At 32.5% G+C, this 18,487-nt stretch carries 3 protein-coding genes; all 3 read left to right on the top strand.

Annotated features, from left to right (window positions below):
- The 3 genes from BVC87_RS17540 (at window position 1) to BVC87_RS17550 (ending at window position 18,409) form a co-directional block, all read left to right on the top strand.
- Complete coding sequence (locus BVC87_RS17540; RefSeq protein WP_075343710.1) at window positions 1-16,809, top strand: non-ribosomal peptide synthetase; 16,809 nt, start codon at window positions 1-3, stop codon at window positions 16,807-16,809.
- A gap of 34 nt (window positions 16,810-16,843) precedes the next feature.
- A complete protein-coding gene (locus BVC87_RS17545; protein ID WP_075343711.1) occupies window positions 16,844-17,776 on the top strand; it encodes a cupin-like domain-containing protein in 933 nt (310 codons plus the stop codon).
- Window positions 17,777-18,073: 297 nt separating this feature from the next.
- Window positions 18,074-18,409, top strand: a complete 336-nt coding sequence (locus BVC87_RS17550) for a single-stranded DNA-binding protein (RefSeq protein ID WP_075343712.1) — start codon at window positions 18,074-18,076, stop codon at window positions 18,407-18,409.
- Window positions 18,410-18,487 lie beyond the last annotated feature (78 nt).

Consider the following 18,487-nt stretch of genomic DNA (forward strand, 5'->3'; position numbering starts at 1 on the left):
ATGAATACTGAAATTTTAGACATCCTAAAAGAAGCTAAGCAGCAAGGTGTAAAGATAGGTGTTAAAGGAAGCTCTTTGACAGTTAAGTCTGCAGCTCCAATTAATTCTGAATTAATTCAAAAAATAAAAGAGAATAAACCTGAGATTATAAAATACATTCAAAATCTTAGATCAAAAAATAAAACAAGTGCACTTAAAAAGGTAACTCCTTACGATCGAGAAACCGTTACTAAAGTTCCATTATCATTTGGACAAGAACGTTTGTGGTTTGTAGATAAATTACAAGGGTCAGAAGCTTATCATATGCCCTTTATTTTACAATTTGAAGGAGATTTAGATGCATCTATCATAGAAAAATCATTCATAAATATCATTACCAGGCATGAAGTATTAAGAACAAATATTTTGTCTGAAGATGGGGTGGGATATCAAGAAGTGATAAGTCCAGAAAACTGGACATTACTGCAAGAAAAAGTATCAGAAGAAACTTTAGAAGAAAAGTTAGAACAGTTTTTAACCACTCCTTTTGATTTATCTAGTGATTATAAGTTAAAGGTATGTTTGTATGCTATTGGGAATAGTAAGTACGTATTAGCTTGTGTTTTTCATCATATTGCTAGTGATGGTTGGTCTGAAGATATCTTGGTAAATGAATTCACAATAATTTATAATGCACTACAATGGGGAACAGAAATAAATCTTCCTCCATTAACATTACAGTATGCTGATTATGCGGTATGGCAACGTAAATATTTAGAAGGTAGTGTTTTAAACTTTCAACTTTCATATTGGGAAGAAAAACTAAAGAACGTTACACCTTTATCCTTACCAACTGACCGTCCACGACCAGCAGTTCAAAATACAGCAGGAGATTGTATATCTGTATCTTTAAGTAAAGAATTAAGCGATGATTTAAATGCACTCTGTGAAAGAGAAGGAGTAACCATTTTTATGTTGTTACTAACTACTTTTAAAGTGTTATTATCTCGTTATAGTGGTCAAGATGATATTTGCGTTGGAACTCCTATTGCTAACAGAACACAAACGGAGTTAGAAAGCATGATTGGATTTTTCGTAAATACCTTAGCTCTACGAGGAGATTTAAGTGAAAATCCAAGTTTTTCAGATGTGTTAAAGCAAATAAAAAATACAACATTAGAAGGATACGATTATCAATTGGCTCCTTTTGAGAAAATAGTAGATCGTGTGGTAACAGCACGCGATATGAGTAAAACTCCACTATTTCAGGTACTATTTGTATTACAAAATACGTCTGATAATGATGAAGAAGAAGTTAAAGAAACAGAAATAGAAGTATCAGAAAATCTGAAAATTTCAGAATATGGATTTGATACGGTAAGTTCTATGTTCGATTTAACTTTAGATGTTAGAGAAAGTGGTCAATGTTTTGTTTTAGATATGATTTACAGTACTACTTTATTCGATAGTACTACCATTAATCGTATGTTAACTCATTATCAAGAGTTATTAAAAGCAATTATAAAAGATACAACTCAATCCATTGGTAATTTACCAATGCTAACAAATGAAGAAAAAAGAGAATTAGTTAGTACGTTTAACGATACCTCAGTAACCTATCCAACAGATACTACAATCATAAACTTGTTTTTAGAACAAGTAAATACAACTCCAAATGCTGTGGCTGTTGTATTTGAGGAAAAAGAGTTAACATATGCAGCATTAAATGAACGTTCTAATCAACTCGCAAATTATCTACTATCCAATCATATAATTAAGAAAGAAGCCCCTGTAAGTGTTATTTTAGAACGTAGTGATTGGTTATTGGTTTCTTTTTTAGCCATTTTAAAAGCAGGAGCTTGTTATGTTCCTGTTGACCCTTCGTATCCAAAGGATAGGAAAGAATATATTCAACAAGACAGTGGAAGTATTTTTGTAATTGATGATGCATTCATAAATTCTTTCAAAGAAAATAGTGCATCGTACTCAAAAGAAATTCCAAATGTACAAGTAGACGCCAATGATTTAGCTTATATCATTTATACTTCAGGAAGTACAGGAAAACCTAAGGGAGTAATGATTGAACATCAAAATATCATTAACACTCTTTTATCGCAGATAGCTTCCTTTTCTATAACTTCAGAAGATAATTGCTTACAGTTTGCAAGTCAATCTTTTGATGCTTCAATCTGGGAATTAGGAATCTCTTTATTAAGCGGAGCAAGTTTATACATCATTAAAGAAGAACGAAAATCTGAAATTTCATTCTTTAAAGAGTATATACAAGAGAATAAAATCACCTTTGCTACATTACCTCCTGCATTTTTACAATTATTAGAAGTTGAAGATTTAAAAGGGGTAAAAACATTAGTTACAGCAGGAGAGGCAATTCCATTAGGATTAGCTAAAGAGTTTTCTGAAAATTATACCTATGTAAATGCATATGGTCCAACGGAAACTAGTATTTGTGCTACCACATTTCATGGAGAAATAAAAGATAGGGTACCAATAGGGAAACCTATTGATAATACTCAAATTTATATTTTAAATGACCTCAATGAGTTATTACCAATTGGTGTAGTAGGAGAGTTATGTGTTGGAGGAATAGGAGTAGCAAGAGGGTATTTAAATAGAGAAGAACTTACCAAGGAAAAATTTATTACAAATCCTTTTAAATCAGGTGAACGAATCTATAGAACTGGTGATTTAGCACGATGGTTACCTGATGGAAATATAGAGTTTATAGGAAGAAAAGATGCTCAGGTAAAAATTAGAGGATATCGTATTGAACTAGGCGAAATAGAAAGTGCATTAGCCTCTTTGTCTAATATAGATCAAAGTTGTGTTCTGGTAACTAAAGATGCTTCAGGAAACAAACGTTTAGTAGGATATGTTGTTAGTGAAGAAGAGCTGGATAAAGAAGAGATTCAAGCTCAATTAAAAGAAATTTTACCAGATTATATGGTACCAATGGTTTGGGTAGAGTTACAAGAGATGCCTTTAACCACTAATGGAAAAATAGATAGAAAATCATTACCAGAGCCTGATAGTTCAGCATTATCTACAGTAGCATATGTTGCGCCGAGAAACGAAACTGAAGAATTACTTGTTACTATTTGGCAAGATTTATTAGGAGTTGAAAAAGTAGGGATTTACGATAACTTTTTTGAATTAGGTGGACATAGTTTATTAATTGTTCAGTTAATTTCCCGAATTCAAAAAGAAGGATATCATATCGAAATAGGAGATGTCTTTGGAAATCCAACAATTGCTGCAATTACAGAAAACCTATCATCAATAGTTTCAACGTATCAAGTGCCAGCTAATGGAATTGTAGAAGGAATAGATGAAATCACTCCAGCAATGGTTCCGTTATTAGATTTTGGACAAGAAGATTTAGATAGTATCGTAGCTAGTATTCCAAGTGGTGTAGGAAACATCCAGGATATGTATCCATTATCACCATTACAAGAAGGAATGTATTTCCATTATTTAATGAGTGATGAGAGTGTTGGAGACCCTTATGTTTCACCAAATTTATTATTGTTTAAAAATAAAGCACAACGAGTTTCTTTTATAGAAGCTTTACAGTTTGTAGTAAATAGACATGATGTTTTACGTACCTGTTTTATAAGTGATGATTTACCAAATGCAGTCCAAGTAGTACTTAAGGAAGCGAAGTTATCAATTAATGAATTGCCATTAAATCCATCTCAAGATATCAGAGTTCAACTTGAAGGATTAGTAGCGTCTGGAAATCATTGGATGGATGTTTCTAAAGCGCCTTTATTAGATGTAAAATATATAGATGATGATGAAAATGAAGCATATTATTTGTTAGTTAACAATCACCATCTAATTATAGATCATGTTGGTTTAGAAAAAATTATAACAGAAGTAAATGTACATTTATTGGGACATGGAGATATTTTACCTCCACCAGTTTTATATAGAGATTTCATAGGTCATACATTACATCAGCAAGCTACGAATGATAGTGAAACGTATTTTAAAGAAGCATTCGGTAGTATAGATGAACCAACATATCCATTTAACTTATCAAATGTAAGAGGTAATGGTACCGAAATTTCAGAAGCAAGTATCGGATTACCAAAAGAATTAAGTAAAGAAATCCGAACAACCTGTACAGATTTAGGAATAACTCCAGCTATATTATTTCACGCAGCCTTTGGAATAGTAGTAGGAACATGTAGCAATAATAAGCAAGCCTTATTTGGTTCATTATTTTCAGGACGTTTACAAGGTGCTCTGGGAGCAGCAGATTCTCTTGGTTTGTTTATTAATACATTACCATTGTTGTTTAACATTGAAGGAACTGTTTCAGAGTATTTACAACAAGTACAATCGAAATTAGGAGAATTATTACCTTATGAGCAAACACCGCTATCGCAAGTTCATAACTGGTCAGGTATCTCTAATGAAGTTCCTTTATTCAGTGCCATTTTAAATTACAGACATTCTGGATCAGATGATGAATCTGAAGAAAGTATAATTGAAACTACTTTAGAAGAAATCAATGAATTTAATTTAGATATTGAAGTAATTGGAGAATTAGAACGTACAAATTATCCTTTTTCATTAGCAATAGATGATTTTGGAGTGGATTTTGGCTTAACGGCACAAATGGATTCTAGTATTCAACCAGAGCGTATTCTTTCTTACATGGAAGCAGTACTAAAGCAGTTGCTAGATGAATTAAATACCGGAATAAGTGTAGATAAATTATCGATATTACCAAACGAAGAACAACTACAACTGATTAATGATTTTAATACAACAGCAGTTGAGTATCCAGAAGATAAAACAGTAATAGACTTATTTACAACTCAAGTTCAAGCAAACCCTGAAGCTACGGCATTGGTTTACAATGGAGAAAAGTTGAGTTATCAGCAGTTAGATGAACTTTCTAATCAGTTGGCAAACTACATGTTAGCTAATTATAGTGTAAATAACAAAACGTTTATAGCTGTAAGTTTAGAACGAAGTGATTGGTTAATAATTTCCTTTTTAGCAACGTTAAAAACAGGAGGAGTATATATCCCTATTGATCCTGCTTATCCAGAAGAAAGAAAACAGTATATCAAAACAGATAGTAATAGTAGCTTTAGTATCGATGAAGCGTTTTTAACAGCTTTCAAACAAAATATAGAAAATATTGATATCAGTTCTCCTAATGTAATGCTTAAACCGAAAGATTTAGCTTATGTCATTTATACTTCTGGAAGTACAGGAAACCCAAAAGGTGTAATGATAGAACATTTTAGTATTATTAATACAATACTTTCTCAAATAGCTGATTTTTCTATTGATGCAAAAGATAACTGTTTACAATTTGCAAGTCCATCATTTGATGCTTCTATTTGGGAGATAGGAATTGCATTATTAAGTGGTGCTAGTTTATGTATTGTAAATGAAGAAGAAAAGTCAGATGCTTCACTATTTAAAACATTCATACAACAACAAGAAGTAACTTTTGCTACGTTACCACCAGCATTTTTACAATTGTTAGACGTTGAAGATTTAAATAGTCTCAAAACCTTAGTTACTGCAGGTGAAGCAATTCCATTAAAAGTAGCGAAAGCTTTTTCACAACAGTATAAATACATAAATGCATATGGCCCAACAGAAACAAGTATTTGTGCCACCACTTTTAATGGTGAAATAGATGAGCTTGTTCCTATTGGAAAGCCAATTCATAACACTCAAGTATACATATTAAGTGAAGCGAATGAGCTATTACCTTTAGGAGTTGCAGGAGAACTTTGTGTAGGCGGAAGAGGAGTTGCTAGAGGATATTTAAACAGAGAAGAACTTACCAAAGAAAAATTTATAGATAATCCATTTGTAGCAGGTGATCGAGTATATAGAACAGGAGACATCGCTAAATGGTTACCAGATGGTACCTTAGAATTTATAGGAAGAAAAGATTTTCAAGTTAAAATTCGTGGTTATCGTATTGAATTAGGAGAAATAGAGAATGCGTTATCACAAATAACAAATGTCCAAAGTTGTTGCGTATTAGCAAAAGAAGATACGAGTGGTGCAAAACAATTGGTAGGTTATGTAGTTGTAGATGGAAACTTTGATAAAGAGTTTTTACAAGAAGAACTATTAAGAATTCTACCAGATTACATGGTGCCGATGATATGGATTGAAATGGAAACGATGCCAATGACTAGTAATGGTAAGTTGGATAAGAAAGCATTACCAGAGCCAGATGGCACAATGCTATCTACTCAAGAATATGTGGCGCCTAGAAATGAAACAGAAGAACATCTTGTTGCTATTTGGGAAGAATTATTAGGAATTGAAAAAATTGGAGTTTATGATAATTTCTTTGAGTTAGGAGGACATTCATTATTAGTTACCCGTTTGGTCTCATTAATTCGTAAAGAGTTAGAAATAGAAGTCGCAATCAGAGATATTTTCGAGTATACAACAATTTCTAGTTTAGCATTACACATAACAACCTGTTCAAGAAGTAGTATTTTACCTGAGGTAACACTCCAAGAAAAAGAAGCAAACATTCCTTTATCATTTAACCAAGAACGTTTGTGGTTCCTGGATCAATTACAAGGGCGAAGTGATGAATATCACATTCCAGTTATTGAACATTTAGAGGGAGATCTAGACATCAATGCTGTAGAAGAAGCTTTGAGAACAATAATTGATCGTCATGAAATTTTACGTACTGTAATTTATGAAGAAGAAGGTGTTGGATATCAGAAAACCATTCCTTCTAATAACTGGTTATTACATAAAGTTGCCATTTCAGAAGAAGTGAATTTAGAGGAAGAAATTAGTAACTTTATTACTATTCCTTTTGATTTAGCAAAAGATTACATGTTACGTTCTTGCTTATTCGATTTAGGTCAAGAAAAATATGTTTTGGTTTGTGTATTACACCATATTTCAAGTGATGGGGTGTCTGGAGGAATTTTAATGGATGAGTTTAATGAATTGTATAGTTCATTACAATCAGGAGAAGAAATAATATTACCAGAACTAACCTTACAGTATGTAGACTATGCAATTTGGCAGCGTAAATATTTTGCTGGAGAGGTTTTAGAAAATCAATTATCGTATTGGGAAGAAAAATTATCTGGTGTAAATACATTAAAGTTACCAACAGATTATGTACGTCCTAGTATACAAAGTAATAAGGGAAGTAGTATTATTTTAGGAACAGGTAAAGAGCTTACAACATCAATAAAATCAATATGTAAACAAGAAGGTGTAACACCTTTTATGTTTATGTTATCAGTTTTTAAAGTACTATTACTACGTTACAGCGGACAAGAAGATATTTGCGTAGGTACACCAATTGCTAATCGTACTCAGTATGAATTAGAAAGCATGATTGGATTCTTTGTAAATACATTGGCTTTACGAAGTGATTTAAGTGGAAATCCAAGTTTTAAAGAAGCATTATTAAGAATAAAAGAAACTACATTAGAAGGGTATGATCATCAATTAACCCCTTTTGAAAAAGTTGTAGATCAAGTGGTAACTACTCGTGATATGAGCATGACACCATTATTTCAAGTAATGTTTGATTATCATAATGAAGATGCAGGAATAGCGAATGAAAATGAAAGTGAAGAGAATTACTCTTCAACAGAATATGATAATTTTGATAGAACAGCTCAATTTGATTTAACCTTAGATGTATCTGAACAAGGGTCAGAAATCGTATTGAGTTTAAACTATTGTACAGCACTATTTAAAGAAGCAACAATAGTTCGCATGTTAGCACACTACAAACAGTTATTGAAAAACATTGTTAGTAATGTAAATCAATCTATTGGAGATGTAGAAATGTTAACATCACAGGAACAAATACAAGTATTAGATGTTTTCAATGCTACAGAAGTTAATTATCCTTTAGATAAAACGGTCGTTGAATTATTTACCGCTCAAGTTGAAAAAACACCAAAAGCGGTTGCTGTAATTTTTGAAAGTGAAGAATTAACCTATCAAGAGCTAGATGAACGCTCAAACCGATTAGCTCATTATTTAGTTGAAAAAGGAGTAAAGTCTGATGATTTAATAGGAATCTGTTTGGAGAGAAGTACAGACATGATCGTAGGTGTTTTAGGAATTCTAAAGTCAGGAGGAGCCTATGTACCAATCAAACCAGATTTCCCATCAGATCGTATCGCTTATCTTTTAGAAGATACCAATTGTTCTTTAGTGGTTACAAATTCAAACAGTATAGATGTATTGAGTTCTTTTGAAACGCTAAATCAGGTTGAATTAGACTCAATTATTATAAATCAAAAATATCCAATAACTACTTTAGAAATAGCATGTAATCCAGAAGATTTAGCCTATGTTATTTACACTTCAGGAAGTACAGGTTTACCAAAAGGAGCAATGATCGAACATGCAGGCTTACTAAATCACTTGTTATTAATGATCGATGATTTGGAAATGACTTCAGAGAGTGCAATAGCATTTACAGCACCATTTACTTTTGATATTTCAGTATGGCAAATGCTAAGCGGACTATTATGCGGAGGACGAATAGTTATATATAATGAAGACACTATCTTAGATCTTGAAGGTTTCCAATCTTCACTATCTAACAATAAGGTAAGTCACTTACAATTGGTTCCATCCTATGTCTCAAGTTTATTAGAAAGTGGAGAAGTTAAAACAGGTTTATCTGATTTGTCATATTTCTTAGTCACAGGAGAAGCAGCTACCCAATCTTTATTAGATAAATGGTTTGCCATGTATCCGCAAGTTCCAGTAGTAAATGCTTATGGACCAGCAGAGGCTGCCGATGATATTACATTGCATATTATGAAAGAATCGCCAAGTGGTATGGTAGTTCCAATCGGAAAACCAGTAGCGAATATGGATGTGTATGTTGTGGATAGATTTGATAATTTATGTCCAGTGGGTGTTGTTGGAGAATTATGGACAAGTGGAGTTGGAGTTGGACGAGGTTATTTAAAAAGAGAAGCGCTTACAGCGGAAAAGTTTATAGAAAATCCATTCAAATCAGAAGGAGGACGATTATATAAAACAGGAGATTTAGGAAGATGGTTACCTGATGGAACCTTGGAATATATAGGTAGAACAGATGATCAGGTTAAGATCAGAGGTTATCGTATCGAATTAGGTGAGATTGAAAATGCATTATCACAAGTACCAGAGATCCAAAGTTGTTGTGTACTAGCAAAAAAGGACAATAGCAATATCAATCGTTTGGTAGGATATGTGGTTACAGAAGACACATTCAATAAAGAACAAGTACAGGATACTTTAAAGGAAAGCTTACCAGATTATATGGTACCAATGATTTGGATACCATTAGAAGAAATGCCACTAACAGCTAATGGTAAAGTAGATAAAAAGTCATTACCAGAACCTGATAACTCTGTATTATCAAGTATACCTTATGTAGCGCCTAGAAATGAAACTGAAGCACAACTAGTTGCGATTTGGCAAGACTTATTAGGAGTAGAAAAGGTAGGGGTTTATGATGAATTTTTTGAGTTAGGTGGACACTCGTTACTAGCAACGCGATTAGTTTCTATGATTCGTAAGCTTATGGAAAAAGAAATATCAATTCGAGACGTATTTGATTACACAACTATTTCCGCTTTATCGGATTACGTATCTAAACAATCTAAAGGAACATTACTTCCATTAATAACTGTTGAAGAGCGTCCTGAACAAATCCCATTATCTTTTAGTCAAGAGCGCCTTTGGTTTTTAGATCAATTACAAGGTACAGTAGCTTATCATATGCCAACGGTAATTCGTTTAGAAGGAAATGTTAACACTACTAACCTAGAAAAAGCTTTTAAAATAATTGTTGATCGTCATGAGATATTACGTACCAATATTATATCAGAAGACGGGTTTGGCTATCAAAAAGTTATTAGTGTTGATGATTGGACATTAACTCAAGAAAAAATATCAGAGAATGAAGTAGAAAAACATATTGGAAATTATATAACAGCTCCTTTTGATTTATCTCTTGATTATAAATTAAGAGCTTGTTTATATAATCTTGGAGAAAATAAATATGTATTAGCTGCAGTAGTTCACCATATAGCGAATGATGGTTGGTCTGAAGATATTTTAATTCGTGAATTTACAATAATATATAATGCTTTAGAAGCTAATATTGATGTTCCACTTCCAACTTTAGCTTTACAATATGCAGACTATGCCATTTGGCAACGTAAGTATTTTGATGGTGAAGTTTTAGAAAATCAACTTTCATATTGGGAAAATAAATTATCAGGAGTTACCACACTGTCTTTCCCAACAGATTTTGTTCGTCCAGCAATACAAAGTAACGAAGGAGCTATTTTAGAATGCAGCTTAGACGATGAGTTAACGATAACAATACAACAATTATGTGAAGCAGAAGGAGTAACATCATTTATGTTCTTATTATCAGCGTTCAAAGTATTGTTATCTCGTTACTGTGGTCAAGAAGATATTAGTATAGGAACAACTATTGCTAATCGTACACAAGCTGAGTTAGAGGAAATGATAGGTTTCTTTGTGAATACGTTAGTATTGCGTAGCGATTTAAGTGGCAATCCAAGTTTTAAAGAATTACTAAACAAAGTAAAAGAGACAACTTTAGAGAGTTACGATAATCAATTAGCACCTTTTGAAAAAGTAGTAGATCGAGTAGTAACCACACGTGATATGAGTACTACTCCTTTATTTCAAGTAATGTTTTCATCAGAAAGTACAGCTGCTAGTACTTCGGACGAAGAAGAAACAGAAATGCAGGCAGAAGAACTTGTCGTAATGCCATATGAATCTGATGATGATAGCGTAGCTTCTCAGTTTGATTTAAGTTTAGATGTATCTGAAGAAGGTTCTGATATTACATTTAAACTAAGTTATTGTACAGCTTTGTTTAAAGAATCAACTATGATTCGTTTGTTAGAGCATTATCAAGAATTGCTAAAAGGTTTTACAGCTAACATAGAACAGTCTATTGGAAATGTTTCAATGTTAACTAATGAGGAGAAAACACAAGTCTTAGAAGTATTTAATGCTACAGAAGTTAACTATCCTTTAGATAAAACAGTTGTTGAATTATTTACAACTCAGGTTAAAAAAACACCAGAAGCAATTGCTGTATTATTTGGAAATAAAGCACTAAGTTATAAAGAACTTGATGAACGTTCTAATCAATTAACTCATTATTTATTAGAGCAAGGTATACAGCCAAATAATTTAGTTGGACTTTGTATTGATAAAGGTTTCGATATGCTAATAGGAGTCTTAGGAATTTTAAAGTCAGGTGCAGCTTATGTGCCTATTAAACCAGATTTTCCAGCAGATCGTATTGTATATTTGATAGAAGATACAAGCTGTAATTTGGTAGTTACAAACCAGTCAAGTAAAACACTATTAGAATCACTATCTACAGACAGAAAGTTAATTTCAATTGATGATAGTAAAGCCCATATAACAAGTTCGGTAGTCAGATCAACTAATCCAGAAGATTTAGCCTATGTTATTTATACTTCAGGAAGTACAGGTTTACCAAAAGGTGCAATGATTGAACATGCTGGTTTACTGAATCATTTATTATTAATGGTTGATGATTTGGAAATGACTTCAGATAGTGTAGTTGCATTTACAGCACCATTTACTTTTGATATTTCAGTTTGGCAAATGTTAAGTGGACTGTTATGTGGAGGTCGAATAGCCATATATAATGAAGATACGATTTTAGATCTTGAAGGTTTCCAATCTTCTTTATCTAACAATAAAGTAAGTCATTTACAGCTCGTTCCATCATATGTGTCAAGTTTATTAGAAGAAGGTGTAGCTGTGTCTGGTTTATCCAGTCTATCATATTTCTTGGTAACAGGAGAAGCTGCAACAAAATCGTTACTAGATAAATGGTTTGCCATATATCCACAAGTTCCAGTAGTAAATGCATATGGACCAGCAGAGGCTGCGGACGATATTACATTACATATTATGAAAGAGTCACCAAGTGGTATGGTGGTTCCAATCGGAAAACCAGTGGCGAATATGGAGGTATATGTTGTGGATAGATTTGATAATTTATGTCCAGTTGGTGTAGTAGGAGAATTATGGACAAGTGGAGTAGGAGTTGGACGAGGATATTTAAATAGAGAAGCATTGACCAAAGAAAAGTTCATTACCAATCCATTTAACAAGAAAGAAGAACGTTTATATAAAACAGGTGATTTAGGAAGATGGTTGTCAGACGGAACTTTGGAATATGTGGGTAGAACAGATGATCAGGTTAAGATTAGAGGTTATCGTATCGAATTAGGTGAGATTGAAAATACGTTATCGCAAGTGTCAGGAATCCAGAGTTGTTGTGTATTAGCGAAAAAGGATAATAATGATATCAACCGTTTGGTAGGATATATAGTGACAGAAAATGCATTCAATAAAGAACAAGTACAAGATGTTTTAAAAGAAACTCTACCAGATTACATGGTTCCAATGATTTGGATACCATTAGAAAAAATGCCACTAACAGCCAACGGAAAGATAGATAAAAAGTCATTGCCAGAACCTGACAGTTCAGCATTGTCTTCAAAAGAATATGTAGCACCTAGAAATGAGTCAGAGACACAATTAGCGGCAATTTGGCAAGAGTTATTAGGAGTAGAGCAAGTAGGAATATATGATGATTTCTTTGAGTTAGGTGGGCATAGTTTATTAGCGACTCGTTTAGTATCTATGATTCGTAAGCTTATGGAAAAAGAAATTCCTATCCGAGATATATTTGAGCATACGACTCTAGCTTCTTTGGCAGTTCATGTTTCACAACAAACTGGAGGATTATTATTACCAACTATTGTAGCTGAAGAACGTCCAGAGCGTATTCCACTATCATATAGTCAAGAACGTTTATGGTTTATAGATGAATTACAAGGTACTTTAGGCTATCATATGCCAATGATAATGCAATTGAAAGGAAATATAAATGTTGAGTTACTACAACAAACCTTTGAAGTGATTTTAAACCGTCACGAAGTATTACGTACCAATATTTTATCCGAAGGAGGAGAAGGATATCAATATGTGGTAAGTAGTGACGATTGGTTATTAACCCAAGAAATAATATCGGAAAATGAACTAGAAGAAAATCTAGAAGCATACATATTAGTTCCATTTGACTTATCAACAGATTATAAGTTAAGAGCTTGTTTATATGAGTTAGGAAATAAAGAATATGTTTTAGCAGTTGTTATACACCACATTGCTAGTGATGGTTGGTCTGAAGATATTTTAATGAATGAACTTCTAACAACATACACTGCTTTAGAATCAGGAAGTAGCCCATCACTTCCAGCATTAAGTTTACAATATGCAGATTATGCTATTTGGCAACGAAAATATTTTGATGGTGAAGTTTTAGAAAGTCAACTATCTTATTGGGAAGCAAAACTGAAAGGAGTTAGTACATTAGACTTACCTACAGATTATCCACGCCCAGCAGTACAAAGTGCATCAGGTGATTATGCTGGTTTAACATTAGATAAAGAGTTGAGTAACTCACTTAATGAGCTTTGTGAAAGAGAAGGAGTTACTTTGTTTATGCTTCTACTATCAGCATTTAAAGTATTACTGTCTCGTTACAGTGGACAAGAAGATATTTGTGTAGGTACACCAATTGCAAACCGAACTCAAGCTGAGTTAGAAGACATGATTGGTTTCTTTGTAAATACATTAGCATTACGTAGTGATTTAAGTGGCAATCCTAGTTTTAAAACATTCTTAAACCAATTAAAGAAAACAACATTAGAAGGGTACGACAATCAGTTAGTGCCATTTGAAAAGGTAGTAGATCGAGTAGTTACAAATAGAAATATGAGTACAACTCCGCTATTCCAAACAATGTTGGTATTACAAAATACAGGAAGTAAAGAGGCTGATGATGAAACAACAAATGCATCAGAAGTTATTTCTGGAAACCTTAGTATTTCAGAATATGAGTTTGATGCAATTGTTTCTATGTTCGATTTATCCTTAAATGTATCGGAAAATAGTGAAGGCATTTCATTGGATATATTGTATTGTACGGATCTGTTTGATAAGGCTACTATTGAAAGAATGTTAGTACATTATCAGAAATTATTGAAAAGTATTGTGGATGATATTCACCAGCCAATTCATACTATTTCAATGTTAACTGAGCATGAAGAACATAAATTGCTAAATGTTTACACAGCTACTAAAGTTGATTATTTAAATGCAGAAAATGTAGTAGACTTATTTGCAAACCAAGTTAAAAAATCGTCAAGAGCTACAGCTGTAGTTTATAAAGGAGAAAAAATAACATACAAAGAGTTACATAAAAAATCGAATCAATTAGCACGATACCTACAAAATCAAGGTATTCAAAAAGATAGTTTGGTAGGAATATGTATGGAACGTAGCCTAGATATGATTATAGGGATCTTAGGAGTCTTGAAATCAGGAGGAGCCTATGTACCAATAGATCCAAATTATCCAAAAGATCGAATTGATTACATGATTGAAGATACAGAAACTACATTAGTATTGAGTAGTAGTGTAAGCAAAGAAACTTTAGGAGAACACCATGGTGTAACAGTGGTTTCTTTGGATAGTAATTGGAATGCAATTGCTGATTTTTCTACAAAGAAATTAAATACATCAATTACATCAGATAGTTTAGCATATATCATTTACACCTCAGGAAGTACAGGGAAGCCAAAAGGAGTAATGATTGAGCATGGTAACATGTATAATTTAGTAAGTTGGGGAATTCGAAACTTCGAAGATTCATTACATTTAGGAATGTTGGCAAGTACTTCTATAAATTTCGATTTATCAATTTTTGAAATTTTTGTAACGCTAGCTTGTGGTGCTAAAATTGATTTAGTAGATAATCTACTTTCTTTACTAGAAGAAGATTCAGAAGTATCAGTATCGTTAATAAATACAGTTCCAAGTGTTTTATTAGGATTGTTAGATTCTGGTAAAATTCCTAACTCAGTTCGAACTATTAATTTAGCAGGAGAACCTTTGCTGCCAAGTTTAGTCGATCGTATTTACAAAGAAAGTTCAGTAAGAAAAGTATACGATTTGTATGGTCCATCAGAGGCAACAACATATAGTACATATACAAAACGTAAATTCAATGGAATTCAAACTATAGGAAAACCAATAGCAAATACATTAACATACATTGTAGATGAAGATATGAATTTAGCTCCTTTAGGTGTAGTAGGAGAATTGTGTATTGGAGGTAAAGGTGTAGCAAGAGGTTATCTGAATAAAGAAGAATTAACCGAAGAAAAATTCATTCCAAATCCATTTGTAGCAGGTGACCGACTATATAAAACTGGAGATTTAGCGAGATGGTTATCTGACGGTACTTTAGAGTATATAGGAAGAAAAGACAACCAAGTTAAAGTTCGTGGTTATCGTATAGAATTAGGGGAAATTGAAAATGCTTTGTCTAAGTTATTATCTATAAATCAATGTTGTGTTTTAGCTAAAGAAGATGCTAATGGGAATAAACGTTTGGTCGGTTATGTTGTAGCAGAAGGAGACTTTAATAAAAGAGAAATACAACAAGAATTAAAAACGAGTTTACCTGATTATATGGTTCCTTCAATCTGGGTTGAGTTAGCAGAAATGCCTTTAAGCGCTAATGGTAAATTAGACAGAAAAGCGTTACCAGATCCTGAAAGTTCAGATTTTTCAACAGTAGAATATGTTGCTCCTAGAAACGAGAAAGAAGAAACATTAGTGAAAATATGGAAAAACATATTAGGTGTAGAAAAAATAGGAGTTTATGATGATTTCTTCGAATTAGGAGGGCATAGTCTATTAGTAATAAAATTAGTAGCTCAGATTAATGAAGCGTTCAATACGAATATAAATATTGTTAATGTTTTTGAATATCCAACTATTGAGCAGTTCATCAGAAATATGAATACAAAAGCGCAAGCTTACGATACAAATCTAATGGTTGCTTTACAAGATAAAGGAAGTCAACGACCAATTTTCTTTGCTCCTCCGGGTGGGGGATTATACAATTGTTATGTAGACTTAGCAAGAGCATTAGGAGAAGATCAACCTGTTTATGCATTTCAAAGTCCAGGTGTAAATGGAAAACTACCAGTTTCTGAATCAATTGAAGCCATGGCAACAGATTTTATTACAGAACTTCAGAAAGTTGATCCTTATGGACCATATAGGTTAGGAGGGTATTCTTTTGGGGGTATTGTGGCTTATGAGATGGCATTACAATTAAGAGCTAAAGGATTTGAAGTTGAAGAACTATTTATGTTTGACAGTACGTTATTAGAAGCTCATACCAATAAGGTAGAAAACATTGATGAATTGTTTAAAGAGTTTTTATTAGATCAAATGGAAGATTTAGTAGGTGAAAATTTTGATCTATCAACACTTAATCTTGAAGAAAAAACGAAAGATCAACAATTGAACCTTATTTGTGAGTTAGCAAAAGAATCGGATCTCCAAATGAACGACGAAGAAATAAAAGGATTCTTTGAAGTTTCTTTTTACAATGAAATCTATCCATATATAATTAGAGATGAAGAGAAGCTTGATACTAACATCGTCTTGTTTAAAGCAATGTACATGGATTCTGAAGAAGAAGAAGGAGAAAGAGTTCCAAATACAGAGTATGAAATGTATGACTACGATTGGAGTAACTACACAAACAAAGAAGTAATTATACATTCAATTCCTGCAATACATACCGAACTTTTAGATTATGAACATATCGAAAGAATTTCAGAATGCATAAAAGGAATGGAAGAAGCAATTTCTTAATTAAAAAATATATAATATAGTAAACTACAGCCAAATGAAAATACCTAGAATTAATAATATAACAGAAGAGCAATTCATTGAAGAATATATAGCCGGTAACAAACCAGTTATTGTAACAGATGGAATGGAAAATTGGGATATGAGTAAATTTACTCCAGAGTATTTTAAAGAAGCTTTTGGAGAAGAAAAAGTACAGGTATATGACGATCTATTTAACTTACAAAACATACAATCTCTAAAACAATATATTGATGCAAATTTTGACAGAAAAGAAGAAGAAGGATTATCAAATCAATATATGAGGTGGTATACAAAGCTAAAAGAAATTGATTATTACTGGTCAGATAAAGTATTTGATGCTTTACAAGATGCTTGGAGTCATCCTTATTTTATACCTAACACATCTCTAGTAATTCCTAGTAATAGTGATGCGGAAAAAAGGGAGATTAATAAATTTCGTTATCCTTATAAAGGATTATTTATTTCTGGAAAAGGTTCTAGAACAAGACTTCATAAAGATCCTTTTACTAGTAACGCAGTTTTATGTCAATTTTATGGACAAAAGAAAATATACTTATTCGATCCAAAGAAAGAAGCAAGTGTAATGAACGGGAAGGAGTTTGTAGATGTTATGAATCCAGATCATGAAAAATTCCCAGATTATAAAAATATTACGCATGACTATGAGGACGTATTATCTCCAGGAGAAATTGTGTTTTTCCCTTCCGGATGGTTTCATGATGTAACTTGTGAAACAGATAGTATTTCTATAACATGGAATTTTGTTCATGAAACACAACTGAATATCGTTTGCAAACATATAGCTAAAAATCCAGAGGATGATCAATTAGAGATTGCTAAATTTTTCCTTAAAGAAGAAATTAAAGAAAATGCAAATGCAAGAGATATTATACTTTTCTTGAAAAAGAAATTTAAAGCAAGAAAAAAACTAAAAGCAGAGATGTAATGCAGAAATCATTAAAGAACTAAATGAGGTAAGCTTATTATAGCATATAAAAAGTCTTATAAGAGTACCTAATTTAAAGGAAAACAAACCTTAGAAAATGGATCATGGCTATTCATTTTCTAAGGTTTTCTTTTTGGGCTAAACAAATGTGTTAATCGAATGTAGTCGATTACAAATATTTACAATCGAAAGTAATTGTTTTGCAACCGAAACAGGGTTTGATTAAGTCGCATCTTTGCAACGTCAATTCATTTGAATGGCAATGTCTTAACTGTTTAACGTAAAAAATATATAATTATGAATGCACTTAAAAACAAAGTACAGTTAATTGGTCACTTAGGAAACAAACCAGAAATTATCGATTTAGATTCAGGTAAAAAGCTAGCAAAATTTTCTATTGCTACCAATGAAACGTACAGAAACAAACTAGGAGAAAAAGTAACAGATACCCAATGGCATAATGTAGTTGCCTGGAATAAAACTGCGGAGATTGTTGAAAATTATTTAGACAAGGGTAATGAAGTTATGGTGGAAGGAAAATTAACGACAAGAACTTACGAAACCAAAGAAGGAGAAAAAAGATACATCACCGAAGTAGTTTGTAATGAATTACTAATGTTAGGAAATAAATAGAGGGGGAAATTGCTATACCGTCGCTAAGAAAGAAATTGAAAAAGAGAAAAACCAGTAGTACAACTACTGGTTTTTTTG

The organism is Tenacibaculum agarivorans (assembly GCF_001936575.1).
Classification (GTDB): domain Bacteria; phylum Bacteroidota; class Bacteroidia; order Flavobacteriales; family Flavobacteriaceae; genus Polaribacter; species Polaribacter agarivorans.

What these genes read in the sequence shown, in the direction of transcription:
- BVC87_RS17540 (WP_075343710.1), top strand. Translation starts at nt 1, where the DNA reads ATGAATACTGAAATTTTAGACATCCTAAAAGAAGCTAAGCAGCAAGGT.
- BVC87_RS17545 (WP_075343711.1), top strand. Translation starts at nt 16,844, where the DNA reads ATGAAAATACCTAGAATTAATAATATAACAGAAGAGCAATTCATTGAA.
- BVC87_RS17550 (WP_075343712.1), top strand. Translation starts at nt 18,074, where the DNA reads ATGAATGCACTTAAAAACAAAGTACAGTTAATTGGTCACTTAGGAAAC.